Source organism: Georgenia sp. Z1491, assembly GCF_049856175.1.
In the GTDB taxonomy this organism is placed as follows: domain Bacteria; phylum Actinomycetota; class Actinomycetes; order Actinomycetales; family Actinomycetaceae; genus JB111.
In genome coordinates this window covers 171,530-197,710 of the sequence record NZ_JBNDNA010000006.1, presented here as the reverse complement: position 1 = coordinate 197,710, position 26,181 = coordinate 171,530, and the positions used below count along the sequence as shown (strand labels likewise).

General features: G+C 73.9%; 20 protein-coding genes. 14 read left to right on the top strand and 6 right to left on the bottom strand.

The annotated features are described in order from the left end of the window. Window positions 1-27 precede the first annotated feature (27 nt). Window positions 28-1,194, top strand: coding sequence for a flavodoxin-dependent (E)-4-hydroxy-3-methylbut-2-enyl-diphosphate synthase (gene ispG, locus ACPYO4_RS08460; protein ID WP_425708782.1), 1,167 nt, complete (start codon window positions 28-30; stop codon window positions 1,192-1,194). A 6-nt stretch (window positions 1,195-1,200) separates the two neighbouring features. After that, window positions 1,201-2,238, top strand: coding sequence for a GNAT family N-acetyltransferase (locus ACPYO4_RS08455; protein WP_425708781.1), 1,038 nt, complete (start codon window positions 1,201-1,203; stop codon window positions 2,236-2,238). A gap of 77 nt (window positions 2,239-2,315) precedes the next feature. On the opposite strand, the gene ACPYO4_RS08450 is transcribed toward ACPYO4_RS08455, so the two are convergent. Both ACPYO4_RS08450 and ACPYO4_RS08445 read right to left on the bottom strand, forming a co-directional pair. Then, the gene (locus ACPYO4_RS08450; protein ID WP_425708780.1) at window positions 2,316-4,265 is read right to left on the bottom strand and encodes a fibronectin type III domain-containing protein; all 1,950 of its coding nucleotides are present in this window, start codon (window positions 4,263-4,265) and stop codon (window positions 2,316-2,318) included. A gap of 157 nt (window positions 4,266-4,422) precedes the next feature. Beyond that, complete coding sequence (locus ACPYO4_RS08445; RefSeq protein ID WP_425708779.1) at window positions 4,423-5,499, bottom strand: class I SAM-dependent methyltransferase; 1,077 nt, start codon at window positions 5,497-5,499, stop codon at window positions 4,423-4,425. Between the two features lie 131 nt (window positions 5,500-5,630). Here ACPYO4_RS08445 and ACPYO4_RS08440 point away from each other — a divergent pair, with 131 nt between their 5' ends. Together ACPYO4_RS08440 and ACPYO4_RS08435 are read left to right on the top strand one after the other, a co-directional pair. Then, complete coding sequence (locus tag ACPYO4_RS08440) at window positions 5,631-8,891, top strand: AfsR/SARP family transcriptional regulator (RefSeq protein ID WP_425708778.1); 3,261 nt, start codon at window positions 5,631-5,633, stop codon at window positions 8,889-8,891. Between the two features lie 71 nt (window positions 8,892-8,962). Beyond that, complete coding sequence (locus tag ACPYO4_RS08435) at window positions 8,963-9,295, top strand: VOC family protein (protein WP_425708777.1); 333 nt, start codon at window positions 8,963-8,965, stop codon at window positions 9,293-9,295. Between the two features lie 108 nt (window positions 9,296-9,403). Here ACPYO4_RS08435 and ACPYO4_RS08430 read toward each other — a convergent pair whose 3' ends face one another. After that, window positions 9,404-10,363 carry an NAD(P)H-dependent flavin oxidoreductase gene (locus ACPYO4_RS08430; RefSeq protein ID WP_425708776.1) on the bottom strand — a complete coding sequence of 320 codons (960 nt, stop codon included), beginning with the start codon at window positions 10,361-10,363 and terminating at the stop codon, window positions 9,404-9,406. A 41-nt stretch (window positions 10,364-10,404) separates the two neighbouring features. On the opposite strand from ACPYO4_RS08430, the gene ACPYO4_RS08425 reads away from it, so the two are divergent. After that, a complete protein-coding gene (locus tag ACPYO4_RS08425) occupies window positions 10,405-12,192 on the top strand; it encodes a proline--tRNA ligase (protein ID WP_425708775.1) in 1,788 nt (595 codons plus the stop codon). Window positions 12,193-12,312: 120 nt separating this feature from the next. On the opposite strand, the gene ACPYO4_RS08420 is transcribed toward ACPYO4_RS08425, so the two are convergent. After that, on the bottom strand, window positions 12,313-13,290 hold the full coding sequence (locus ACPYO4_RS08420; RefSeq protein WP_425708774.1) for a hypothetical protein: 978 nt from the start codon (window positions 13,288-13,290) through the stop codon (window positions 12,313-12,315). Between the two features lie 215 nt (window positions 13,291-13,505). Between ACPYO4_RS08420 and rimP the strand changes: the two genes are divergently transcribed. The 8 genes from rimP to ACPYO4_RS08380 all read left to right on the top strand — a co-directional run bounded on the left by rimP (window position 13,506) and on the right by ACPYO4_RS08380 (window position 23,076). Beyond that, on the top strand, window positions 13,506-13,976 hold the full coding sequence (gene rimP / locus ACPYO4_RS08415; protein ID WP_425708773.1) for a ribosome maturation factor RimP: 471 nt from the start codon (window positions 13,506-13,508) through the stop codon (window positions 13,974-13,976). 28 nt (window positions 13,977-14,004) lie between these two features. Continuing rightward, complete coding sequence (gene nusA, locus ACPYO4_RS08410) at window positions 14,005-15,192, top strand: transcription termination factor NusA (RefSeq protein WP_425708772.1); 1,188 nt, start codon at window positions 14,005-14,007, stop codon at window positions 15,190-15,192. 47 nt (window positions 15,193-15,239) lie between these two features. Beyond that, the gene (locus ACPYO4_RS08405) at window positions 15,240-15,620 is read left to right on the top strand and encodes a YlxR family protein (protein ID WP_425708771.1); all 381 of its coding nucleotides are present in this window, start codon (window positions 15,240-15,242) and stop codon (window positions 15,618-15,620) included. 57 nt (window positions 15,621-15,677) lie between these two features. Then, complete coding sequence (gene infB / locus ACPYO4_RS08400) at window positions 15,678-18,629, top strand: translation initiation factor IF-2 (RefSeq protein WP_425708770.1); 2,952 nt, start codon at window positions 15,678-15,680, stop codon at window positions 18,627-18,629. A 160-nt stretch (window positions 18,630-18,789) separates the two neighbouring features. Then, entirely contained in the window at window positions 18,790-19,446 is a 657-nt protein-coding gene (gene rbfA, locus ACPYO4_RS08395) for a 30S ribosome-binding factor RbfA (RefSeq protein WP_425708769.1), read from the top strand. Then, window positions 19,443-20,585, top strand: coding sequence for a tRNA pseudouridine(55) synthase TruB (gene truB / locus ACPYO4_RS08390; protein ID WP_425708768.1), 1,143 nt, complete (start codon window positions 19,443-19,445; stop codon window positions 20,583-20,585). The genes rbfA and truB overlap by 4 nt, the downstream gene beginning before the upstream one ends. A 193-nt stretch (window positions 20,586-20,778) precedes the next feature. Continuing rightward, complete coding sequence (locus ACPYO4_RS08385; RefSeq protein WP_425708767.1) at window positions 20,779-21,168, top strand: DUF2975 domain-containing protein; 390 nt, start codon at window positions 20,779-20,781, stop codon at window positions 21,166-21,168. 279 nt (window positions 21,169-21,447) lie between these two features. Further along, window positions 21,448-23,076: an HNH endonuclease gene (locus tag ACPYO4_RS08380; protein WP_425708766.1), complete on the top strand. Its 1,629-nt coding sequence runs from the start codon at window positions 21,448-21,450 to the stop codon at window positions 23,074-23,076. Window positions 23,077-23,135: 59 nt separating this feature from the next. Here the strand turns inward: ACPYO4_RS08380 and ACPYO4_RS08375 are convergent, their stop codons facing one another. Continuing rightward, window positions 23,136-24,089 (bottom strand): inositol monophosphatase family protein, encoded by a 954-nt coding sequence (locus tag ACPYO4_RS08375; RefSeq protein WP_425708765.1) that lies wholly within the window; start codon window positions 24,087-24,089, stop codon window positions 23,136-23,138. Window positions 24,090-24,112: 23 nt separating this feature from the next. Continuing rightward, complete coding sequence (locus ACPYO4_RS08370; protein WP_425708764.1) at window positions 24,113-24,769, bottom strand: MBL fold metallo-hydrolase; 657 nt, start codon at window positions 24,767-24,769, stop codon at window positions 24,113-24,115. A gap of 229 nt (window positions 24,770-24,998) precedes the next feature. Between ACPYO4_RS08370 and ACPYO4_RS08365 the strand changes: the two genes are divergently transcribed. Continuing rightward, window positions 24,999-26,102 (top strand): 3,4-dioxygenase subunit beta, encoded by a 1,104-nt coding sequence (locus ACPYO4_RS08365; protein ID WP_425708763.1) that lies wholly within the window; start codon window positions 24,999-25,001, stop codon window positions 26,100-26,102. Window positions 26,103-26,181 lie beyond the last annotated feature (79 nt).

The following is a 26,181-nucleotide window of genomic DNA, read 5'->3' as shown; positions in this document are numbered from 1 at the left end:
GCTGGACCGCGGTGCGATACTGGGGTCGTGAGCGTCCCCATCGATCTCGGCATCCCCACCGTCAAGCAGCCGCCGCCCGTGCTGGCGCCGCGGCGCAAGACCCGCCGCATCATGGTGGGCGACGTCCCCGTCGGCGACGGCGCGCCGGTCTCGGTCCAGTCCATGACGACGACGAAGACCCACGACATCGGCGCCACCCTCCAGCAGATCGCGGAGCTCGTGGCCACCGGCTGCGACATCGTCCGTGTCGCCTGCCCCACGGACAAGGACGCCGAGGCGCTGAAGGTCATCGCCGCGAAGTCGACGATCCCCGTCATCGCGGACATCCACTTCCAGCCGAAGTACGTCTACGCCGCGATCGAGGCCGGCTGCGGCGCCGTGCGCGTCAACCCGGGCAACATCCGCAAGTTCGACGACCAGGTCAAGGAGATCGCCCAGGCGGCGAAGGACCACGGCACGTCGATCCGGATCGGCGTCAACGCCGGCTCGCTGGACCCGCGCCTGCTGAAGAAGTACGGCTCCGCGACCCCGGAGGCCCTCGTCGAGTCGGCCGTCTGGGAGGCGTCGCTGTTCGAGGAGCACGACTTCCACGACTTCAAGATCTCGGTCAAGCACAACGACCCGGTCGTCATGGTGCGCGCGTACGAGCTGCTGGCCGAGGCGGGCGACTGGCCGCTGCACCTCGGCGTGACCGAGGCGGGCCCGGCGTTCCAGGGCACGATCAAGTCCTCCGTCGCGTTCGGCTCCCTGCTGTCGAAGGGCATCGGCGACACGATCCGGGTCTCGCTGTCCGCCCCGCCGGTCGAGGAGATCAAGGTCGGCAACCAGATCCTGGAGTCTCTCAACCTGCGACCGCGGACGCTGGAGATCGTCTCGTGCCCCTCGTGCGGGCGCGCGCAGGTCGACGTCTACACGCTCGCCGAGGAGGTCACCGAGGGCCTGAAGGACCTCACCGTGCCGCTGCGGGTGGCCGTCATGGGGTGCGTCGTCAACGGTCCGGGCGAGGCCCGCGAGGCCGACCTCGGGGTCGCCTCCGGCAACGGCAAGGGGCAGATCTTCGTCAAGGGCGAGGTCATCCGGACCGTGCCCGAGGAGCAGATCGTCGAGACGCTCATCGCGGAGGCGAACCGCATCGCGTCCGAGCAGGGGCTCGAGGACGTGGCCGGTGCGGCACCGGCCGTCACCGTCCACTGAGCCCTCATGCGGCTGTTCCGGGCGTCCGCGCGACGTGACGTGGCCGCCCCGGTGGCCGTGCTCGGGCACGAACGCACCGCCGAGGCCCTCGCGCTGTGCGCGCAGCACCCGCTGACCTCCACGCTCGCGGCCGTCCAGATCGCCGGCTCACGGTTCGACACGACGACGCCCGGCTCCCGCATGCTCGGCATCGACGCGCCCGGCGGGCGGGACGTCGACGTCCCGGGGATCGATCGTCCGGACCTCGAGGGCGCCGGCGCCGGTGCAGGAGCCGGTGCAGGAGCCCGCGCGCCCGGCGCGAACGGCGCGAACGGCGCGAACGGCACCGGAGCCGACGCTCCCGGTACGAACGGCCTCGGCAGGCTGCGCGCGCTGACGTGGGTCGGCGCCAACATCGTGCCCGTCGCGACGACCCCCGAGCAGCGGCCCGCCATCGCCGACGCCATCGCCGACCACGGCCGCGCGTCGAGCTCCGTCCTCGGCGACGCCGAGCAGGTGCTCTCGATGTGGGACTCGCTCGGCCGGCGCTGGGGCCGGGCGCGCGAGGTGCGGGCCAACCAGCCGCTGCTGGTGCTGGACGCGCCCTCGGCGATCGAGCCGGACCCGCTCGTGCGCCGCGGCGCTGTCGGCGAGGCGTCGATCGTCGCCCCGGCGTCGGTGGCGATGTTCATCGAGGAGGTCGGGTACGACCCGACCCGGTACGGCAACGGTTACGTGCGGCGCGTGCGCTCCCTGCTCTCGCTGGGCCGCACGTGGATCCGGACGGAGCCGGACCCGGCGACCGGTGCCGAGCGCGTCGTGTTCAAGGCCGACGTCGGGGCGCTCGCCCTGGGGGTCGCCCAGATCCAGGGCGTGTGGGTCGCGCCCGACCGCCGCGGGCAGGGCCTCGGCGTGCGCGGGATGGCGACCGTCGTGCGGGACGTGCTCGCCGACGTCGCCCCGACGGTCTCCTTGTACGTCAACGACTACAACGCGGCCGGGCTGGCCACCTATCAGCGCCTCGGCATGCGTCAGGAGGGCACCTACGCCACGGTCGTCCTGTGACGGATGCGCGGACCTCTGCCCGCCCAGGCCGGCGAGTGAGCGGACTTCTGCCCGCCCGGTGAGCGCGGCCCTGCGCGTCAGGCGAGCCGGCGACGGATCCCGTAGAGCGCGCCGCCGGCCAGCAGAAGGACGGCCGCGACGCCGACGAGGTCGCCCGTCGTCGCCCCAGTGTCGGCGAGTCCGCCGCGAGGGCCGCCCGCTCCGCCGCGGGAACCCGCCGAGCCCCGGCGATCCTCGTCGTACCCGGATCCGTCGCCGTACCCGGCTCCGCCACCGGGTGCGTCGCCGGATCCGCCACCGGTGCCGGAGGTCGGCGCGGCGGTCGGACTCTCGGACGGCCCGGCGGTGGGAGTCTCGGTCGGCTCCTCGGAGGGCCCGGACGTCGGCGTCTCGGTCGGCTCGTCGGTGGGCTCCGGCGTCGGCTCCTCGGTCGGCTCGGGCTCCGGGGCCGCCTCGACCGTCACCGTGCGCTCGACGCTCGAGCTGTTCCCGGACCGGTCGGTCGCCGTGTACGTGAGGGTGTAGTCGCCCGGCGTGGTCGTGTCGATGACCCCTTCGACCTCCGGCACGATCGCGTCCGTGTCGCAGTTGTCGGTCACCTGGACGCCGGTCAGCGCGTCCCACGGGTCGCCCGCGGTCACCGTCAGCGCGGGCGCGCTGATCGCCGGCGCGGTCTCGTCGCCGCTGAGCTCGACCTCGTCCACCACGCTGTTGTCCGCGTAGGCCTCGCCCGTCGTCACGTTCGTCGAGGTCGCCGCGCGGTGCGTGGTCACCGTGATCGAGCACTCGTCGATGCTGAGGTGGCTGTAGTTGGCGACGTTCTCCTGGTTCTCGACCTCGCCCCACTCGGCCGGCTCGGGCAGCTCGTCGTTGCGGCCGTAGAACTTCGAGCCCGACGCCGTCGTACCGGTGATGTAGAGGACGTCGCCCTCGCCGGGGGCGAGGAAGTCGGGCCCGGCCTGGGGGTCGGCGTCCGGCCCGCCGACCGCCACGCCCGCGTGCATCAGCGGGGTGCGCGTGTAGTAGTGGTCGTGCCCGGACAGCACGAGGTCGACGCCGAGCTCGGTCATCCCGCGGGACAGCGCGGTGCGGCGCCCCTCGATGATGCCGAGGTCCTCGGCGTCGATGTCCGTGGCGTGCGTGGCGACGGAGTAGATCGAGTGGTGGAACGTGACGACCACCCACTGCGACGGGTTCTGCTCGATCGCGGCCCGCGCGTAGTCGATGAGCGACCCGTGGAGGAGGTTGTTGCTGTTGAGGTGGATGAACAGCGTCCCGTTGTACGTGTAGTGGTAGTTGAAGTCCCCTCGTCCACCGCCGTGGGGCAGGTTGAAGTGGTTGCCGTAGGTGAGGAAGTGGGCCACGTCGTGGTTGCCCAGCGTCGTGGCCAGCGGGTACTGCGTGAGCTGGACGGGCTCGTGGAAGGCGTCGTACTCGTCGTCGTCGGCGATGATGCGGTCGACCTGGTCGCCGCCGGAGACCAGGAGCTCGGCGCCCGGGTAGGTCGCCCACGCCTGGTCGAGGGTGTCGATCCACTGCAGGCGCTCGGCCTCGAGGTCGGTGGTACCGATCTGGGGGTCGGCGACGTACACGAGGTCCACGGCGTCCCCGGACGCGGGCCCGGTGGTGAACGTGTAGATCTCGGACCAGCCGTCCTCGGTGCCGACCTGATAGGTGTAGCCGGTCGAGGGGGCGAGGTTGTCGACGGTGGCGTGGTGGTAGGTGTAGCCGGGCTTGTTGACCGCGAGGCCACCCTCGGACTGCTCGATCGTGCGTGCGCTCGCGGGGAAGTCGTTCCCGTTCATGTCGGACGTGGGCGCGATGACGATCGACTCGGGGGCGAGCGAGAGGCCGCGCGAGTGCCACGAGAAGTTGCGCTGCGTCTCGTTCTCGCCCACGAGCATCGTCACGTTCTCGACGGCGTCCGGCGTCGGCTCGGCGCCCGAGGCCGCGAGAGCCGGGCCGAGGGCGAGGACGGCGAGCAGGCCGGTGGCCAGGGCGGTACGGGGGAGGCGGCGCGTGCGCATGGGTGTCCTGTTCGAGAGGGGGTCGACCGGTGCACCGTGCCAGGGGAGGGGCAACGGCCGGCGACGCTCGGGTGGCCGGTGCGTGAACTCGCGACGCTCACACCCGTACCGCTCACACCCGTACCGCTGACACCCGTACCGCTCACACCCGTACTGCTCATGCCCGCGCCTGGATCACCATGTTGATCATCGAGTCCGCCACGTGCCGGACGTCGGAGAATCCGGCCTCGTCGAGCACCCCGCGGACCCTGGCCGAGCCGGCCTGACCACCGAGCGCCGTACCCACCGGCTGGCTCAGCGAGCTCGGTGTGCAGAGGAAGGTCGACGCCGCGTAGCCGAACGCCGCGACCGGGTTCCCGGCAAGGTTCGTTGGCAGGTCGTCGGCGGCCCTGGGTTCGATGAGCACGAGCGAGCCACCGGGTACGAGCGCGTGCCTCGCGTACGCGGCCGCCCCGACCGGGTCCCCGAGGTCGTGGAAGGCGTCGAAGAAGGTGACGAGGTCGTAGCCGTCCTGCGGGTAGCCCTGGCAGTCGTGCACCTCGAAGCGCACCCGGTCGGCGACCCCCGCCTCCTCGGCCCGCCGGCGCGCGACCTCGATCGAGGCCGGGTGGGTGTCGTACCCGACGAACTCGGAGCGGGGGAACGCCTGCGCCAGCAGGACGACGGGCACGCCGCGTCCCGTGCCGACGTCGGCCACCCGCGCTCCTGCGTCGAGGGCCTCGGTGACGCCGTCGAGCGCCGGCACCCACCGCGTGAGGAGCTCCGCCCGGTAGGCGGCGCCGAAGCTGCGTTCGGCCCCCTCAAAGGTCGGCGCGGAGTGCTCGCCCCATCCGATGCCCGCACCGGTGCGGAAGGCGTCGACGAGCAGGTCGATGTCCCGGAACAGGCCTTCGGTCTGCACGCACATGCCGGTCATCGCCGCCGGCGAGTCGTCGTCGGCGAGCACCGCCGCCGAGGCGGGCGGCAGCGTGAACGTGCCGTCGGTCGCGTCGTGGACGACGAGGCCGGCGGCGGCCTGCTGGGCCAACCACTCGCGCACGTACCGCTCGGACGTGCCGGTGGCGTCGGCCAGCTGCTGCGGGGTGACGGCGCCGCCCCCGGCGAGTGCGCCGTACAGTCCCAACCGGTCGCCGACGACGATCATCGCCGACGTCGCGGCACCGATCGCGAGACCTGCCACGTGCTGGACGACGGCGCCCACGTCCTGCTGCTCGATCTGTGTTGTAGTCATCATGCTCACTCCTTCGTGATCGTGCCCCTGTCGGGGTAGGTCGATGCTGGGCCGACCCCCTGTCGCGTCCCTGTCGCCCCGCTGTCACCGCCGCGTCGTTGCGGTGCCGCGCCGCCAGGCGGGACAATCCGACGGTGGCACCGACGCCGCTCGACCTCGGGGTCCTGGGCGCGCTGGAGGTCCGGCGCACCGGGGAGGTGCTCGACCTGCCCGGGGCCCGACGACGGGCGGCGCTCGCAGTGCTCGCCGTGCACGCGCCGCACCCCGTCAGCGCCGACGCCGTGGCTGCCGCGGTCTGGGGCGACCGGGTGCCCGGCGGCTCGCACGGTGCCCTGCACACCGTGCTCTCGCGTCTGCGCGGCGTGCTCGGGGAGCGGGCGGTCGAGCGTGGCCCGGCCGGCTACGCGCTCGCCGTCGGGCCCGACGCCCTCGACGCCGACCGGTTCACCGCGATGTGCGCGCGGGCGGAGAGCAGCGCACCGGCGCTCGCCGTGCCGATCCTCGACGAGGCGCTCGGGCTGTGGCGCGGGCCGGCCTACGTCGAGTTCGCCGACCGCGACTTCGCGCGCGCCGAGGCCGCGCGGCTGGACGAGCTGCGCCTGGCCGCACGCGAGGACCGCGCCCGGGCAGCGCTGGCGCTCGGAGACGTGGAGGACGCGATCACCGTGCTCGAGCCGCTGGTGGCGGAGCACCCGCTGCGCGAGCAGGCGCGAGCCTGCCTCATGACGGCGCTGTACCGGGCGGGGCGCCAGAGCGAGGCGCTCGACCGGTTCACCGAGCTGCGGGAGATCCTCCGCGAGGATCTCGGGCTCGATCCGTCGCCGGCACTCGCGGAGCTCCACCGGCGCATCCTCGGGCACCGCGTGCCCACCGGTGCGCCTCTCCCGGCGCCCGCGTCGGCCCCCGCGCCCATGCCCGTCTCCGCCCCCGCGCCGGCGCCCTCGCCTGTGCCCGCCCCCGTGCCCATGCCCGTCCCCGCCTCCGCGCCGGCGCCCTCGCCGTCGTCGAGGTCGGACGGGCGCGGTTCCCCGGAGCCCTCGTTCATCGGCAGGGAGGACGAGTCCGCGCTCCTGCTGCACATGGTCCTCTCGCACCGCCTGGTGACCGTCACCGGGCCCGGAGGGGTGGGGAAGACGCGCCTGATCGGCGAGGCGCTCGCGGCGATCCGTGCCCGGACGGGAGGTCCGAGCGTGGTCGCCGGGATCGAGGAGGTCCCGAGGGGCGGGGTGGTCGCCCGTCTCACCGCGACGCTCGGACTCGGGCCCGGACCGGAACCACCCCTGGTGGCCGTCGTGGAACACCTGGCCCGCTCCGCCGTGGTGCTCGTGCTCGACGGCTGCGAGCACGTGCTGGGCGAGATCCGGGAGCTGGTGGCCGCCGTCCTGCGGTCCTGCCCGCACGTGCACCTTGTGGTCACGAGCAGGAGCCGGCTGGGTCTGGTCGAGGAGTACGTACTGCCGCTCGACCCTCTGACGTGCCCCGCGGACGACGGTGCGTCCCTGCCGCCCGATCCGACCACCGCCGCCGAACGGCTGCTCCTGGACCGGCTACGACGGTTGCGGCCCGGGTTCGCGCCCGGGGCCGAGCAGCGGGCTCCGTTGGCCGAGCTCTGTCGTCGGCTCGACGGGCTGCCGCTGGCGCTCGAGATGGCGGCGCCCCAGGTCGCGACGCTCGGGCTGACCACCGTGCTGGAGCGGATCGGGTCGGCGCGGATCGGGTCGGCGCTCGATGCGTCGCCGCTCGACGCGTCGGCTCCGTCGGTACCCGGTGACTCGGTGTCGGGGGAGCTCGGAGTGAGCGCGTCGTTGCGCCAGGTCGTCGGACGCTCGCTCGACCTCGTGCCGGCCGAGGACCGCCGGCTCCTCCTTCGGCTCACGGTCTTCGCACGCGAGTTCGACCTGGCGGCGGCCGAGAGCCTCGGTGCCGTCGGTGCGGACCGTGACGGCTCCGCCGGCACCGAGGACACGGTGGCGGGACTCGCGCGCCTGGTCGAGGCGTCGCTCGTCGTCGCCGTGCACGGGGCGACCACCCGGTACCGGCTGCTGGAGGTCGTCCGTGCCGCGGTGCTGTCGCGCGCAGCGGTCGCGCAGCGGGACGACGCCGCCCGCGCCCATGCCGAGTGGGCCGCCTCGAGCGCCGAGACGTGTGCCAGGCGCTCGGTCGGCCCACGGTGCGCCGAGGCATACGCGCGTCTCGGAGAGCTCCGTGTCGACCTCACCGACGCCCTTCGCTGGTCGCTCGGGAACCGACGTCCCGACGTCGCCGCACGGATCGTCGGCTCGCTCGGCCTGTGCTCCCACTGGTTCCCGGGGCGCGAGCTCCAGGCGCTCGCCGAGCGGCTGACCGACACCGACACCTCCACGACCGACGCCCCCACGACCGACGCCCCCACGACCGACAGCCGTCCGGCCCCGGACCCGGCCCCGGCCCCGGGGCCACCGCCGGCACAGTCGTCGTTGCTGCTCGGCGCCGTGGCCTTCGCCGCCGTCGAGCGGGGCGACACCGTCGCGGCGGAGGAGCTCGGTGGACGCGCGCTACGGGTCGCCGGCACCCGTGAGGACCGGTACCTCGCCCTCCTGTGCCTCGCGCTCGCCGCGCTCTACAGCGGTCGACGGCACCGCGCGCGCGAGAGGTTCGAGCAGATGCTCGACGTCGACGGCCTGCCGGACGCCTATCTCGCCGACGCGCACACCTCGCTCGCACTGATCGCCGTCACCCTCGACGACCGTCCCGGCGCGGAACGTCACGCGTCGGCGGCGCGTGCGGCCGGTGAGCGCAGCGGCGCCCGGGCGCACCACGCCTTCGCCCTCTACGGCGCCGGAGAGGTGCTCCTGCTGACCAGGCCGCATGCGGCGCCCGACGTCCTGCGCGAGGCCGTGGCCCGTGCGGACGAGTCGCAGGCCGACCATGTGAGCACGGTGGCGCGCATCGCCCTGCTGTCCGCCCTCGTGCGTCGGTCGAACCCGTCCGGCACGAGCACCGACGGCACCGGTGAGTCGGCGGCGCGGCTCGCCCTCGACCTGCTGGACCCGTTGCGCCGAGGGACCTGCTGGCCGTACCTGTGGACGTGCCTGCGGGTCGTCGCCGAGCTGCTGGTGCTCACGGAGCACCCCGAGGACGCCGAGCTCGTGCTGGCGGCGGCGGACGTCCACCCGAGCGCGCCCCCGCCGGCTGGTCGCGACGTCGGGCGGTACCGGAGGTTGCGGGAGCGGATCACGCGCACGATCGGGCCGGTCGCGGTGCAACGGATCGACGCGCTGGCCGAGCTCCTGCCGCGCAGCGAGGTCGCCGAGCGCGCGCACGATCAGGTGCGTGCTCTCACCGAGGAACGACCCGGTGGCCGGGCGGTCGGGAGAGCTCTGGGGTGGGCCGACGGGAGTGCCCGCCCCGAGTGACCGATTGCGTGCAGCAATCGGTCATGCCACGCTCGTACCGCTTGCTTTCCACGATCGGTAAGGAGTGGGAGATGTTCGACAGCGTCCACGCCACGATGACCGTGACCGATCTCGACCGTGCGGAGCGGTGGTACGAGACGCTGTTCGAGCGCGGGCCCGACACGCGACCGATGGCGGGGCTCGTCGAGTGGCGCGTCGGGGAGGCGGACGGCGTGCAGGTGTTCGCCGACCCCACGAGGGCCGGCCGGTCGGGCTGCGTGCTCGGCGAGACCGACCTCGATGGCGCCGCAGCGCGTCTCCGGCAGGCAGGGGTCGCGCACGACGGCGTCGCGCCGGGCGGGGGCAGGCGGATCCTCGTCCTCTCCGACCCCGACGGCAACCAGCTCGTGCTGATCGGGGACTGACGTCCGTGGCGCCGCGCCCACGCACCCGCGCGTGTGCCCGTGCCTGTGGACGCGCGCCCGTGGACCTGCGCCGTGGTCCCGTTCCCTCGGAACCGGGCTCCGCGGCCCTCAGCCGCCGGCGATCGTGCGGAGGATCTGCTCCGCCTCGGCCACGATCCGCGGCACGAGGTCGCCGCACGTCGGCACGTCGTGGATGAGGCCCATCGACTGCCCCACGGTCCACACGCCGGCCTCGGTGTCCCCGGTGTCGAGGACGACCCGTCCCCGGCTGCCGGCCACGAGGTGGGCGACGTCGTCGAACGATCCGCCCCCGGCCAGCACCTCGGCCGCCTCACGGGCCACGGAGTTGTCCGCGATCCGCGTGGTGTTGCGCAGCTCGCGCAGGGCGAGGCGGGTGCCGGTCTCCGTCCCGTCGACGATGGCCTGCTTGATGCGCGCGTGCACCCGCGACTCCGCCGTCGCGACGAAGCGGGTGCCCATCGACACGCCGGCCGCCCCGAGGGCGCGGGCCGCCGCGAGCCCGCGACCGTCGGCGATCCCGCCGCACGCGATGACGGGCACGTCGAGCGCGGCGACGGCGGCGGGCACGAGCACGAGGCCGCCGACGTCGTCCTCGCCCGGGTGGCCGGCACACTCGAAGCCGTCGATCGTGATCACGTCGGCGCCGAACCGCTGCGCCGAGCGGGCGTGCCGCACGGAGGTGCACTTGTGGATGAGGGTGACGCCCGCCTCCTTCAGCGCGGCCGCCGCCTCGCCCGGGTTGGCCCCCGCGGTCTCGACGATGCGCACGCCCGACTCGATGATGGCGCGCACGTACTCGGCGTACGGCGGGGGAGTCATCGCCGGCAGGAACGTGAGGTTGACGCCGAACGGCTTGTCGGTGAGCTCGCGCGTGCGGGCGATCTCGGCGCGCAGGTCGTCCGGCGTCTGCTGGGTCAGCGCCCCGAGGATACCGAGCCCGCCGGCGTTCGAGACGGCGGCGGTGAGCTCCGCGACGGAGACCCACTGCATGCCGCCCTGGACGACCGGGTGCTCGATGCCGAGGAGGTCGGTGATCGCTGTGCGCATGGGGGACATCGTGCCCGACCCGCACCGCATAACCTGTCCCCATGCTCTCCACGATGTCCTCCCTCTTCCTGCGCACGCTGCGCGAGGACCCCGCCGACGCCGAGATCGCGTCCCACCGGCTGCTCGTCCGCGCCGGCTACATCCGCCGCGCCGCCCCGGGCATCTACACGTGGCTGCCGGTCGGGCTGCGCGTGCTGGCCAAGGTCGAGCGTGTCGTGCGCGAGGAGATGCTGGCGATCGGCGCCCAGGAGGTGCACTTCCCGGCGCTGCTGCCCAAGGAGCCCTACGAGGCGAGCGGCCGCTGGGCCGAGTACGGGGACAACCTCTTCCGCCTCAAGGACCGCCGGGAGAACGACTACCTGCTCGCGCCCACGCACGAGGAGATGTTCACGCTCCTGGTCAAGGACCTCGTGAGCTCCTACAAGGACCTGCCGCTGCAGCTGTTCCAGGTGCAGACGAAGTACCGCGACGAGGCCCGCCCGCGCGCCGGCATCGTCCGCGGCCGCGAGTTCGTCATGAAGGACGCCTACTCCTTCGACATCGACGACGACGCGCAGGTCGCCAGCTACGACCTCTACCGCGCGGCCTACCTGCGGATCTTCGCCCGGCTCGGCCTCGACGTCGTCGTGGTCGCGGCGGACGCGGGCGCCATGGGCGGCTCGCGCTCGGAGGAGTTCCTCCACCCGACGCCGGTCGGCGAGGACACGTTCGTCCGCTCGCCGGGCGGCTATGCGGCCAACGTCGAGGCCGTGACGACGCCGGTCCCCGAGCTGCCGCAGCACGTCGAGGAGCCGCCGGCGCCGGTCACGGTCGACACCCCGGGCGCGGACACGATCGAGACGCTCGTCGTGGCTCTCGACGCCGAGGCGCCCCGCCCGGAGGGGCGCGGCTGGGCGGCGTCGGACACCCTGAAGAATCTCGTGCTCGCGCTCGTGCACCCGGACGGGGAGCGGGAGATCGTCGTCGTCGGACTGCCCGGGGACCGGGCCATGGACCTGGCGCGGGCCGAGGTGGCGTTCGCGCCCGCCGAGGTCGAGACGGCGACCGAGGCCGACCTCGAGGCGCACCCCGAGCTCGTGCGCGGGTACATCGGCCCGCGCTCCGAGCACGCCCGCGGTGACGAGAAGGCCGTGCGCTACCTGCTCGACCCGCGCGTCGTCGACGGCAGCGTGTGGGCGACGGGCGCGGACGTCGACGGGCGGCACGTCGTCGGCCTCGTCGCGGGCCGCGACTTCGTCTCCGACGGCACCGTCGAGATCGCCGAGGTGCGCGCCGGCGACCCGGCACCGGACGGCTCCGGTCCGCTCGAGCTGGCCCGCGGCATGGAGATGGGGCACATCTTCGCGCTCGGCCGGAAGTACGCCGACGCGCTCGGGCTCACCGTCCTCGACCAGAACGGCAAGGCCGTGACGCCGACGATGGGCAGCTACGGCATCGGCGTCACGCGCGCGCTGGCCGCGATCGCCGAGTCGACGAGCGACGAGAAGGGCCTGGCCTGGCCGGTCCACGTCGCGCCGTTCCACGTGCACGTGCTCGCCACGGGCAAGGGGGCGGAGATCTTCGAGATGGCCGCGGATCTCGCCGTCCGGCTCGATGCGGCCGGCGCAGAGGTGCTCTACGACGACCGGCCCAAGGTCTCGGCCGGCGTGAAGTTCGCCGACGCCGAGCTCATCGGCGTGCCGTACTCGCTCGTGGTCGGCCGGGGTCTGGCCGACGGGGTGGTCGAGGTGCGGGACCGGACCACCGACGAGCGCGTCGAGCTGGCACCGGACGCCGCGGTCGACGAGCTGCTCGCCCGGCTGCGGGCGGCGGGGGTCGTGCCGGCCTGAGCCTCACACCTCACGACGAGCGGCCCGCGACCGACTCGTGACGAGTGAGGGGATTCTTCGTCTCGACGCCGCGACGAAGAATCCCCTCACTCGTGCGGAAAGAGTCCCGTCATTCGTCGATCAGGACGTGGCGGACTCGCTCGCCGACTCAGCGCCGGCCGAGCCCGGCAGGCCGGGCAGCGGGCCGGGGTCGACGCCGGCCGCCCGCAGGCGCAGCGCGGCGTCGGCGGCGGCGTCGACGAGGGCCCCGCGCTGCTCGCCCGGGGCCGTGCCGGCGAGGAAGACCCACTGGTCGAGCAGGTCCTGCTCGCTGACGGTGCGGAAGGCGTCCGCGTCGCCGTCGGGCCACGGGTAGGCGGGCTCGCGGGTGTCCGGCGCGCCGGCCTCGAGCGCGGTGTCGACGAGGACCTGGAGCTGGTCGGCCCGCTCGCCCGCGGAGTCGGCCATGCCGCGTGCCGCGAGGGTCTCCTCGAGGTAGCGGGCCTGGTCGAGGACGAGCACGGTCGGGCCGTCCGCGACGGTGGCCACCACCTCGGGCGTCATCGGCGTCACCTCGACGGGCGTGCCGCCCTCGGCGTGCGGCTCGAGCTCGAGCGCCATGAGGAGCCGGCCGGCGGCGATGCTCGCGAGCACGGCCGCGAGGTCGCGCTCCGCGGCCGGGACGTCGGCCAGGACCGTGGCCGTGGAGTCGGCGGACGCGCTCAGCAGGCCGCGCAGCTCGGTGACGTCGGTGACCACCGGCGTGTCCGGCAGCGGCGCGTTGGTCTGCCCCTCGGGCGCGCCGCCCGGCCAGGCGACCCACACGCCACCGAGCGCCTCGGTCTGGGCGTCGAGGTCCTCCGCGACGGCCTCGACCGCCTCGGCGACGGCCGGGTCGGTCGCCGGGTCGTCCGCGAGCGTGCGGGCGGCGTCCGCGAGTCCGGCGGACTCCACCGCCGCGTCCTGGCGCCACTGCTGGGCCACCGTCGCGGCGGGCGGGGGGTCGGCGTCGGAGTCGATCCGCACGGCGCAGCCGGCCAGCGCGAGCACCGCGACCCCGAGCGTGGCGAGGAGGCGCGTGGGGCGGGAGCGTCGGGCGCGGGCGGTCGGGGGGCTCATCACGTCAGATCATGGCAGGTGCCCGGCCGGCGCGTGGCAGGGGCGCGGCGCGTGCGTGGCAGGTGCGTGGCGTGGGCGGCCGGCCGGATGGCAGGTGCGTCCCGGGCGCGACCGCTGCCCGGACCACCGTGCCCGCGATGTAGGCTCGGTCATCGCCCCGGGGAGCCAACCGGGAAGACCCGGGGAGGCAACCGGGCCGACGAGGAGGAGCGCGCGTGACCACCCCATCGAGCACACCGTCCGACCGGGTCCGCGCGGCGGTCACCGATCCCGTGACGCAGGCCGGGCTCGTCGTGGAGGACGTCGAGGTCGCCGGCAGCGGGACCCGGAAGGTCGTCCGCCTGACCGTCGACCTGCCGGACGGACCCGGGGGAGTCACCTCGGACCAGATCGGCGACGTGTCCCGCGCGGTCTCCACCGCACTGGACGAGCACGACGCCGTCGACGGCACCTACACCCTCGAGGTCTCCACGCCCGGGACGGACCGTCCGCTCACGGAGCCGCGGCACTTCCGCCGCGCCGTCGGGCGACTCCTGGACCTGACGACCGCGGACGGGCGGCGCACCTGCCGGCTGGCCGGTGTCGAGGACGACCGGCTGCAGCTCACCGACGACCAGGGGTCCCGCGAGGTCCCGATCGCCGACGTCACGCGCGCCCGCGTCGAGGTCGAGCTCACCCGTCCCTGACGCGGACCACGCCCACCAAGGAGAAGACATGGACATCGACATGCAGGCCCTGCGCATGGTCGAGGCCGACCGGGGCATCCCGCTCGACACCCTCGTCTCGGCGATCGAGGACGCCCTCCTCGGTGCGTACGAGCGCACGCCGGGGGCCGTGTCGCCGGCCAGGGTCGAGCTCGACCGGCGCTCGGGGACCGTGACCGTGCTGGCCACGGAGACCGACGAGGACGGCACGGTGCTCGGCGAGTTCGACGACACGCCGTCGGGCTTCGGCCGGATCGCCACGGCCACCGCGCGCTCCGTCATCGTGCAGCGGCTGCGCGACGCCGAGGACGACCAGGTGATGGGCTCCTACCGGGACAAGGCGGGCGGCCTGCTCTCGGGCATCGTCCAGCAGGGTCGGGACCCCCGGAAGGTCCTCGTGCAGCTGCCGGACATGGTCGAGGCCGAGCTCCCGCAGCACGAGCAGGTGCCCACCGAGTCCTACCGGCACAACGACCGGCTCCGCGCCTACGTCATCGACGTCTCGCGCGGCGCGCGCGGCCCGCAGATCACGCTCTCGCGCACGCACCCCGAGCTCGTGCGCCAGCTCTTCGCCCTCGAGGTGCCCGAGGTGGCGGACGGCTCGGTCGTCATCGAGGCGATCGCCCGCGAGGCCGGGCACCGCACGAAGCTCGCGGTGCGCTCGACCGTGCCGGGACTCGGCGCGAAGGGGGCCTGCATCGGCCCGATGGGGGCGCGGGTGCGTGCGGTGATGAGCGAGCTCCACGGCGAGAAGATCGACATCGTCGACTACTCCGAGGACCCGGCCACGTTCGTCGGGTACGCGCTGTCCCCGGCCAAGGTCTCCAGCGTGACCGTGGTCGACGCGGAGGCCCGGGCGGCCCGCGTCGTCGTGCCCGACTACCAGCTCTCGCTCGCCATCGGCAAGGAGGGGCAGAACGCCCGCCTGGCGGCGCGGCTCACCGGCTGGCGCATCGACATCCGGTCCGACGCCGCGCCGGCCGAGCCGACGACGTCCGAGGGCGAGCCGGGCGCGACGGACCCGGCCGCCTCCGCGAGCGCCCCGTCCGCATCGACGACGACGAACCCCGACCCGACGACGAACCCCGCGCAGGCCGACGCGGCCGGGACGAACCCCGCCCAGGCCGACGCGCCGACGTCGCCGGTGCCCGCCGAGCCGGCAGGTCCGGATGCGCCCGGCGACCAGCGGGCCGGGTGAGGGGCGCCACGGGTATCCCCTCGGCGGTCAGCGGCGGAACGGGTACGATGGTCGACGGCGTCGGCACCTCAGCCCCCGACGGGGCGAGGCCGAACGGCCCGATGCGTACCTGCATCGGCTGCCGGGCCGTCGCCGGCCGGTCGCACCTCGTGCGGATCGTGCTCGTCCCACCAGCACGCGCTGTGGTGGACGAGACGGCGTCCGCACCCGGCAGGGGGGCGTGGCTCCATCCGGAGCGCGCCTGCCTGGATCAGGCGGTACGGCGTCGAGCGTTCGGACGTGCCCTGCGTGCTGCGGGGCCGGTGGACACCGACGGCGTGACGCACTGGTTCGCGTCCGCGACGATCGACGACAGACCGTCGTCGAGGTCAGATCGAGATGAAAGCGGGTTGGAAGCCGATGGGCACCCGATGAGTACCCAGCGATGAGCTGCCAGCAATAACCACGGTCCGCCCTGTCTTGGGACGGTCCGAGACAGGAGAGATGTGGCCAAGGTCCGCGTTCACGAGCTCGCGAAGGAGCTCGGCGTCGACAGCAAGACGGTCATGGCGACGCTGCGAGAGCAGGGAGAGTTCGTCAAGTCCGCCTCCTCCACGGTGGAGGCCCCGGTGATCAGGCGTCTGAAGGAGCACTTCGACGCCAACCCGCCGGCCCCGAAGAAGAAGCCGGCGTCCGCCAAGGCGCCCGCCGGCGGCAAGGCGCCGGCACGATCGGGTGGTTCGACGCCCAGCACCACACCCACGCCCGGGCCCAAGCCCGGCGCGTCCCCCACACCGACGCCGACGCCCGAAGCCCCGGCGTCGTCCGAGGCACCCGCCGCGGAGGCGAAGCCCGCCGCCGAGGCGACCCCGGCCGCACCCGCAGCCGCCCAGGCGCCGACACCCGAGGCGCCGACCCCGGCGGCGACGGCACCGTCGGACCAGGCCCCGGCCCGGTCCGACGACGCCCCGGCGGCCGCCCAGGCGACGCCGGCCACCGCTGCGCCGACCCCGGGCCCCGCCACGCCCACGCCGGCGACCCCGAGGAGCGCTGCCCCGACCCCGAGGAGCGCCGCGCCCACGCCGGCGAGCGCTCGACCCGGTCAGGGCGCGCGTCCGGGCGGCCGCGACGCCGGCCGATCCGGCGGCCGGGACGCGAGCCCGCGCCCGGGTAACAACCCGTTCGCGTCGTCGCAGGGCATGCCCCGCGGCGGCTCGTCCGGCTCCGGCGGCCCGCGCCCCGGTGCGCCGCGTCCGGGCAACAACCCGTTCGCGTCGTCGCAGGGCATGCCCCGTCCGGGCGGCTCCGGCGGTCCTCGCCCGGGTGCGACGCCCGGCCCGCGGCCCGGCGGCGGTCCGCGCCCGAACCCGAACATGATGCCCGGGCAGTCGGCCGTGGGCCGGCCGGGCACCAACCAGCGCCCCGGTGGTCGCGGTCGTCCCGGCGGCGGTGGTCGTCCGGGCGGCGGCCCGGGTGGCGGTGGTCCCGGCGGCGGTGCGTTCCGCGGCCGTGGCGGTCGCGGTGCGACGCAGGGTGCGTTCGGTCGCTCCGGCGGCCGTCCCGTGCGCGGACGGAAGTCGAAGCGCGCGAAGCGTCAGGAGTTCGAGCAGCAGAGTGCGCCCTCGCCGGGTGGCGTCCAGGTCCCGCGCGGTGACGGCACCACCGTCATCCGTATCCGGGCCGGTGCCTCGCTGTCGGACTTCGCCGACCGCATCGACGTCAACCCCGCCTCGCTCGTCACCGTCCTGTTCCACCTGGGCGAGATGGCCACGGCGACGCAGTCGCTCGACGAGGACACGTTCAAGGTCCTGGGCGACGAGCTCGGGTACGTCATCGAGATCGTGTCCCCCGAGGAGGAGGACCGCGAGCTGCTCGAGCAGTTCGACATCGACCTCGATGCCGAGCTCGAGGCGGAGACCGAGGAGGAGCTCGCGCCCCGTCCGCCGGTCGTCACCGTCATGGGCCACGTCGACCACGGAAAGACCAAGACGCTGGACGCGATCCGGTCGACGGACGTCGTCGCCGGGGAGCACGGTGGTATCACCCAGCACATCGGCGCCTACCAGGTGTCGGTGCCGCACGAGGGTGTGGACCGCGCGCTGACGTTCATCGACACCCCCGGTCACGAGGCCTTCACGGCCATGCGTGCCCGTGGTGCCGAGGTCACGGACATCGCGATCCTCGTGGTGGCCGCGGACGACGGCGTCATGCCGCAGACGATCGAGGCGCTCAACCACGCCCAGGCGGCGAACGTCCCGATCGTCGTCGCGGTCAACAAGGTCGACGTCGACGGCGCGAACCCCGACAAGATCCGCCAGCAGCTCACCGAGTACAACCTGGTGGCCGAGGAGTACGGCGGCGAGACCATGTTCGTCGACGTCTCGGCGAAGAACCGCACCGGCATCGACGAGCTTCTCGAGGCGGTCCTGCTCACCGCGGACGCCGCGCTCGAGCTCACGGCGAACCCGGACAAGGACGCGCGCGGTGTGGCCATCGAGGCCAACCTCGACAAGGGGCGCGGCTCGGTCGCGACCGTGCTGGTCCAGTCGGGCACGCTGAAGGTCGGCGACTCGATCGTCGCGGGCACGGCCCACGGCCGCGTCCGGGCGATGCAGGACGAGCACGGCGAGAACATCAAGGAGGCGGGGCCCTCGCGTCCGGTCCAGGTCCTCGGCCTGGCCTCCGTGCCGCGCGCCGGCGACACGTTCCTCGTCGCGCCCGACGACCGCACCGCCCGGCAGATCGCCGACAAGCGGGAGGCCGCCGAGCGTGCCGCGACACTGGCGAAGCGCCGCAAGCGCGTCTCGCTGGAGGACTTCACCAAGGCGCTCGAGGAGGGGAAGGTCGACCACCTCAACCTCATCCTCAAGGGCGACGTGTCCGGTGCCGTCGAGGCGCTGGAGGACTCGCTGCTCAAGATCGACGTCGGAGACGAGGTCGCGCTGCGCATCATCCACCGCGGCGTCGGTGCGATCACGCAGAACGACGTCAACCTGGCGACCGTCGACAACGCGGTCATCGTCGGCTTCAACGTGCGTCCCGCCGAGCGGGTCACGGAGCTGGCCGACCGCGAGGGCGTCGAGATGAAGTTCTACTCGGTCATCTACGACGCGATCGAGGACGTGGAGAACGCGCTCAAGGGCATGCTCAAGCCCGAGTACGAGGAGGTGGAGCTCGGTACCGCCGAGATCCGCCAGGTCTTCCGCTCGTCGAAGTTCGGCAACATCGCCGGTTCGATCGTCCGGTCGGGACTCATCCGGCGCAACGCCTCCGCGCGGCTCGTCCGCGACGGGGTCGTGGTGGCGGGCGACCTCAAGATCGACTCGCTGCGCCGGGAGAAGGACGACGTCACCGAGGTCCGCGAGGGCTTCGAGTGCGGTATCAACCTCGGCTACCGCGACATCGCGGAGGGCGACGTGATCGAGACGTTTGAGATGCGGGAGAAGCCCCGCGCCTGATCGAGCCACCCGCGGGGTGCGGTCCACCGACCATGTCGGCGGGCCGCACCCCGCGGCGGCTCACGGCTCGCCGGGGGACTACGGCTCAGCACCGGACTCCGGCTCGCCCACCCGTCCCACCGCTGCGTAGGCTCCGATCGCACCGCAGCACCATCCACCCGTGGAGGTCCCCATGGCCGACTCCGGCCGCGCGCGCCGGCTCGCCGAGCGCATCCAGCAGATCGTCGCCCGCATGCTCGACACGCGGATCAAGGACCCGCGCCTCGGGTTCGTCACGGTCACCGACGTCCGGGTGACGGGCGACCTCCAGCACGCCACCGTCTTCTACACGGTCTACGGCTCCGACGAGGACCGGGCGGGGACCGCCGCCGCGCTGAGGTCGGCGACGGGCATCCTCCGCTCCGAGGTCGGCAAGCAGACGGGCGTGCGGCTCACGCCGACGCTGGAGTTCGTCCTCGACGCCCTGCCGAGCACCGCCCAGGACCTGGCCGACCGCCTCGCCGAGGCCAGGCTGCGCGACGAGCAGATCGCCGCGGCCGCCGCGGGAGCCACCTACGCCGGCGACGCCGACCCGTACAAGGCGCCCCGCGAGGTTCTCGACGGCGAGACCGACGCCGTACCCGACGACGAAGAGCCCCGCGACGTGGACGCCGACGCTCCGACGGCTGCCGGCGACGACGACCTGGAGGTCGTCGGGGAGATCGACGGCGACGAGGACCTCTACCGTGCGCCGGACACCGGTGACGCGGCGACGGATCCGTTCGACGCGGCCGCCGAGGCCGACGACGCGCCCCGCGACGCATCCGGCCGCGCGTGAGGATCCCGCGCGGCCGTGCCCCGGCCGCGGACGGCGTGCTGCTCGTCGACAAGCCGCAGGGACTGACGAGCCACGACGTCGTCGCGCGGGTGCGACGCATGGCCGCGACCCGCAAGGTCGGGCATGCCGGCACGCTGGACCCGATGGCGACCGGGCTGCTCGTCCTCGGCGTCGGGCGCGCGACCCGCCTGCTCACCTACGTGGTCGGCGCGGACAAGACCTACGTGGCGACGGTCCGGCTCGGCGTCGCGACGACCACCGACGACGCCGAGGGGCAGGCCGCCGACGCTCCCGGGGCGAGCTTCGACGTCGTACAGGAACGTCTGACCGAGGCGCTCGGTCGGCTGACCGGGGTGATCTCCCAGGTCCCGTCCGCGGTCTCTGCCATCAAGGTCGACGGGAAGCGGGCCTACGCCCGCGTGCGGGACGGCGAGGAGGTCGAGCTCGCCGCGCGCGAGGTGACCGTCCACGAGCTCGACGTCGTGGGCGAGCCGCGCGCCGCCGTCGTGCCGCCCGGGGAACCGGGGGAGGGGACGTCGGTGGTCGACGTCGACGTGCGCGTCCGCTGCTCGTCCGGCACGTACGTGCGGGCGATCGCGCGGGACCTCGGTGCCGAGCTCGGCACGGGCGGGCACCTCACCGCACTGCGGCGCACGGCGGTGGGTCCGTTCGACGTCGACGAGGGCGCGACCCTTCAGGCGATGGCGGACGCGATCGCCGAGGAGATCGAGGAGGCGCCGGGTGAGGAGTCGGGCGACGGTGCGGGCGACGGCGCAGGTGACCGGTCCGGGCCCGGGGAGCGGCTCGCGGCGCGACCGACGCCGGAGGAGCCCGGTGCAGGTGTGCTCACGACGCTGCCGGCCGGCACGCTCGCGCGCCGCCTCTTCCGCGTGCGCGAGCTCACCGAGGCCGAGACGACCGCCGTGCGCTACGGGCAGCGCATCGGACCGAGCGGCGGCAAGACCGACGATTCGGCCGAGTCGGCGGTCGCATCGACGGGAGGCGTCGCCACGGACGCCGACGCGGAGGCGCCGGGCGCATCCGTCGTCGCGGCCTTCGCCCCGGCCGGCCACCTCGTGGCACTTCTGGCCGACGAGCGAGGCAGGGCGCGGCCGGTCCTCGTGCTCGACCCGGCCTGATCCGACGAGGACTGGCGAACCGATCGATTGACGATCGATAGGTTGACGCCTACGCTGCAGGTATCGGTAGTCGATAGGTTGTCGTGGGCTCGGGGGTGCGGTGATGGGCGCCGGGATCGTGGGCGGACTGAAGGCGGTACTGGTCGTAGTCGGACTTGGAAGCGTCGCTGCGCAGGTCTGGATCCTGCCGGCCATGGCAACCGAGTTCGTCCGTCTGGCCCCGGACGTCGCCTTCCTGCGCGTCCCGATGCTCGTCGTGTGGATCGCGGTGGTCGCCTGCGTGCAGGTGGCGCTCGTGGCCGTCTGGCGGCTGCTCGACCTCGTCCGGTCGGACGAGATCTTCGCGGGCTCGGCCTCTCGCTGGGTCGACGCCGTCATCGGGTCCGTCGTGACGGCCACCGTCCTTGTCACCGGGGTCTTCGTCTACCTGACCGTCGTCCTCGGTCAGGGCAGCCCTGCGATCGCCCTGGCGCTGCTGTGTCTCGTCGTTCTCGGCGTCGGAGTGGCGCTGCTGATCGTCGTCATGCGCGCTCTGCTGCGTCGGGCGACGGCGCTCGAGTCGGATCTTGCGACCGTGATCTGACGTCTGTCCGCGCCGGGAGCCGCGAGTCGGTGGTGGTCGACCTTCGGCACCACGACTGCCCGTCGTGCCTCGATGGCATGCCTCTGCACGACGTCGTTCGGTGCCACGACGTTTCCACATGTCCGCCCAGGTCATGGCCGTCCACAGGTGCGTCCGGTGGGCCTGTCGATGTCAGTGGTCCCTCGTAGCCTGGGTGCAGATCGAACGTCGTTCGGTCGCTGCACCGGCCCGCCGCACGAGGCGCGGGACGGCCTGAGGACCTCGGGGGAGGTGTCGACGATGACGCTGAACGATCTGGGCACGCACGGGGCCGGTCACCCCGCCGCTGGCGGAGAGTCGGTGCCGGACGTCCCGCCTCGCGGCGGGGAGGACCATCGAGCGTCCTCCCGTGAACTTGATGAGCTGCTGGCCGCGCCGGTCCCGGAGAGCCCCGAGGCCCTGGTGGCCGGATCGGACGAGGCGAACGAGTCGGACATGGGCCCGGGCCAGAGCGCCGATGCCCCGACTGGCCGCACAGATGTATCGGGCCTGCCGGACCTGCCTGACGTCCCAGACCTGTCCGACCTGCCCGACCTGCCGGACCTGCCGGACCTGCTCTCTGCGCTCGTGCGGCCCTCGTTCGCGACCGAGCGCGAGGCGGTGGACCACATTCAGCTCCTCGAGCAGGTCAAGGCGGCGAGCGCGGCCGGGCAGGCTCTCGCGGCGGCGGAGCTCGCCCGGGTGCGCGGGGAGGCGGAGGTGAAGCGTGGCGTCCCGTTCGAGGAGCGGGGCAAGGGGCTGGCCGCCGAGGTGGCCCTCGCCCGCAGGGAGACGGTGGGCCGCGGATCACGCCACCTCGGACTTGCGCAGGCTCTCGTCCACGAGCTGCCGTGCACGCTCGCGCTCATGAGCCAGGGGCTCGTCTCCGAGTGGCGCGCGACCATCCTCGCCCGTGAGACGGCCGGCCTGTCCGTCGAGGACCGGCGACGTGTCGACGCGGCGCTGGCGGACGACCTGCCGACCTGGGGCGACAAGCAGGTGCAGAACCACGCCCGCAAGAAGGCGCACGAGCTGGACGACCAGGCCGCGCAGCTCCGGCACCGACGGGAGCGGAACAGCCGCCGCGTGAGCGTGCGGCCGGCCGACGGCTCGATGGCCTACCTCACCGCGTACCTGCCGATGATCGAGGCCGTCCGGGTCCACGCCTCGCTGCACACCCAGGCGGCCACGATCGTCAACGCCGGCGGGGCGGAGGAGCGGAGCGCTGCGCAGGTGGCGGCGGACCTTCTCGTCGAGCACGTCACGGGCGCCTCCGCGAGCGAGCCGCGGGACGTCGACCTCACGATCGTCATGACCGATCGGACGCTCGCAGGTGGGGACGAGCCCGCGTGGCTGCCCGGCCAGGGGCCGCTGTCCGCGCAGGTCGCCCGGGACGAGGTCCGCGAGTCCGCCAGGGTCTGGTTCCGACGTCTCTGGACCGACCCGGCCACCGGTGGTGTGGTGAGCATGGAGTCGCAGCGACGCACGTTCGGCGGCCAGCTCCGCCGGCTCGTCCTCATGCGCGACGACGGGTGCACCGAGCCCTACTGCGACGCACCGGCCGAGCACGTCGACCACGCGGTGCCCCACGCCGAGGGTGGAGCCACGAGCTTCCGCAACGGTTCCGGGCTGTGCGCGGCGCACAACTACGCGAAGCAGAATCCCGGCTGGCGGCACCGGCTCCGCGCCGACGGGGACCGGCTCGACGTCTGGACCCCCACCGGCCACCGGTACAGCGTGCCGAGATCGCCGTTCCCCTATCGGATCCGACCGATGCCACCGTCGATGACCAAGGAGCAGCACGAACAGCTGGGGGAACGCGTCGCGGCGCGGGTCCGACGACTCGGCGAGCCGCCGCCGGGTGGGGACGAGCCCGCCCCCGAGCCATAGGCAGGGCGCGCTGCTGACCGTGAAGCACCAGGCAGCATGCGCCGCCTCCCGTCCACCGATCAGGGGGGCCCGTGCGTCCCCGTGGTGCGAGCCGCCGCGACCCGCTCAGCCCCGATCTGGTCGAGGATCGCCGCGAGCCCCGGCATCGATCGGCCCGGGCCGACCGCCAGGTATCCGGGCCGGTGGATCTCCGGGGCGTCGGCGTCGCCGTCGAGCTCGAGATGATCGACGACGCCGCCCGCCGCCCGCACGAGGTGAGCGCCCGCGGACACGTCCCACGGGGTCGTCCGCAGGCCGAAGGTCGCGTCCAGGCGTCCCGCGGCGACGAGCGCGAGTTCGGCGGCCCCCGCGCCGAGCGACCGCAGCGCCGTCACCGTGGTGAGCAGCTGGGCGTGGTGCGCGGCCGTCGCCGGGTGCGCCAGGTCGCTCACCCCCGGATACCCCGACGACACGACGCACTCGATGTCCGACCTCTCGACCGGCCCGGGCGCGCGCTCGGGTCGCGACGTCGTCGGGCTCCCGTCGAGCGGATGAGCCTGGACGTGGCAGTCCTCGTCGCTGGCGAAGACCTCGAGCCCGAGCTCGGGGATCCGCACCACGGCGGCGACCGTCTCGTCCCCCACCTGCGCCGCGATCGACGTGCAGTAGACCGGGACGCCCGCCGCGAAGTTCGACGTGCCGTCGATCGGGTCGACGACGAACGTCACCACGCCCGGCGGCGTCGGGTACCGGGGCGGGACCGGACCGCCCCCGACGACGTCGAGACCTCCCTCCTCGCCGAGGATCCGCGCGTCGGGCACATGCCGGCGCAGCACCTCGATCGCGATCTCCTCGCTGCGGCGGTCGTGGACGGTGACGATGTCGTGCGCGTCGCGCTTGAGCTCGCGCTCCGCCGCCGCGCCCGAGACCCCGAGGAGGTAGTCGCAGATCTGTGCCGCCGCGTCGCGCACGGCGTCGAGCAGCTCGGCCGGGGTAGGGACCGCGTGCCACGACGCCGGGTCGACGGTGCCCATGCCCGCCCCCGTCCCCGGCCCGCTCACAGCTCGCTCGACTCGCCGGGACCCAGGTCCACGTACTCCAGGTCCGGCAGGTCGGTGAGCTGCCGGACGTGCGCCCCGTACAGCCCGCGCCCCGCGTCGCTGAGCAGCGCGTCGTGGATCGGCACCACCGCCCGCGGCCGGATGCGCCCGACGAACTCGACACCGTCCCGGGACGCCGCCCACGGCGCGGACAGCGGGTGCGCGAGGACGTCCACCGCGCCCGGCTCCGCATCGAGCGCGTCTCCGGGATGGAAGAGCGTGGGCTCGCCGTCGGCGGACATGACGAGCCCCGCGTTCGGCACCCGCTCCACCGAGTCGAAGGCGTGGGCGTGCAGCTCGCCCACCACGCGCACCCGCAGGTCACCGATCGCCAGCTCGCCACCCGGCTCGAGCGGGCTCGCGGCGCTCAGACCGGTCCGCCGCAACGCCTCGGTGGACGCCGGGTCCGCGTGCAGGACCGCGCGCGGATTGGCGGCGAGCAGGGCGGGGACGCGATCGACGTCGAGGTGGTCGCGGTGGACGTGGGTGACCAGCACGGCATCGAGGTCCGTGACGTCGTCGAAGGCGGGGGACAGGGTGCCGGGATCGACGAGCACCCGGCGTCCCGCGGACTCGACGAGCAGACAGGCGTGGCCGAGATGGGTGACGCGCATGTGTCCACGCTATCGGCGCGCGCCACCGGGCGCGCCTGGCGCGGTCGGACGACACGGCCGAACGAGCCGAGCCGGCCCTCCCAGGTAACGCCCAGACAACTCCCCACCGGTGGCCAGCGAACGTCCAGGAACTCGGCAGACCGCCGCGAGCGTGCTCCCAGCGTGGTCCTGGAACGTGTGCCTCACACCGGGGCCGACCGCGGTCCCCGCCTCGAGAAGGAGATCGACCATGGCCACCGGCGCTCCCGAACCCATCCCCACGCCCGACGGGCCCGCCTACGAGGGCAGGCTCCTCGTCCGCCCCGACGACGAGGTCGTCGACCAGGGGGTGGGCTTCGACGTCGGCACCCTGCTCAGCCGCCGGCACGTCCTCACGCTGGTGGGCGCCGGAGCGGGTGCCACGCTCCTTGCGGCGTGCTCACCGTCCGGCTCGTCGACGTCGGGCACGGGCGAGACCGGCTCGGCCGGCGCGGCGGGAAGCGCGACCGACGGCGCGAGCTCCACGGGCACGACGACCGGCCTGCCGTCCGCCGAGATCCCCGACGAGACCGCCGGCCCGTACCCGGGCGACGGCTCCAACGGCCCCGACGTCCTCGAGGAGGCCGGCATCGTCCGCTCGGACATCCGCTCCAACATCGGCGAGACCGACCCGGTCGACGGCGTCCCGCTCGCCTTCACCATCCGCGTCACCGACATGGTGAACGACGACGTGCCCTTCGAGGGCGCCGCCGTCTACGCCTGGCACTGCAACGGCCTCGGCGAGTACTCGATGTACTCCTCCGGCGTCGAGGACGACACCTGGCTGCGCGGCGTCCAGGTCGCGAACGCCGACGGCGAGGTCACCTTCACGTCGATCGTCCCCGGCTGCTACGCCGGGCGCTGGCCGCACATCCACTTCGAGGTCTACCCCGACGTCGACTCGATCACCGACGCGGCCCACGCGATCGCCACCTCGCAGATCGCCGTCCCCGAGGCGATCCTCGGCGACATCTACGCCCTCGACGCCTACGCGGGCTCGGCGCAGAACCTCGCGGGGATCACCCTCGCGACCGACGGCATCTTCGGGGACGACGCCGAGGAGCTGCAGATGCCCACGATCTCCGGGGACCTCGAGACCGGCTACATCGCCGCCCTCGTCGCGCGGGTGGACACCACGACGGAGCCGACCGGCGGCGGCGAGGGCGGTCCCGGCGGAGACATGCCCGACGGCGGGACCATGCCCGACGGCGCGACCATGCCCGACGGGACGGGCGACGGCGGGCCTGGCGGTACTCCTCCAGGCGGTACGCCGGGTGAACCACCGGCCGGTGAGGCGTCGACCGACCGGTCCTGACGCGTCCTCGTCGCTGCACGCGCCTGTCCGACCAGCCCCGTCCCCCCGGTCCGACACGTTCCGGCTCGACCGGTCCGAC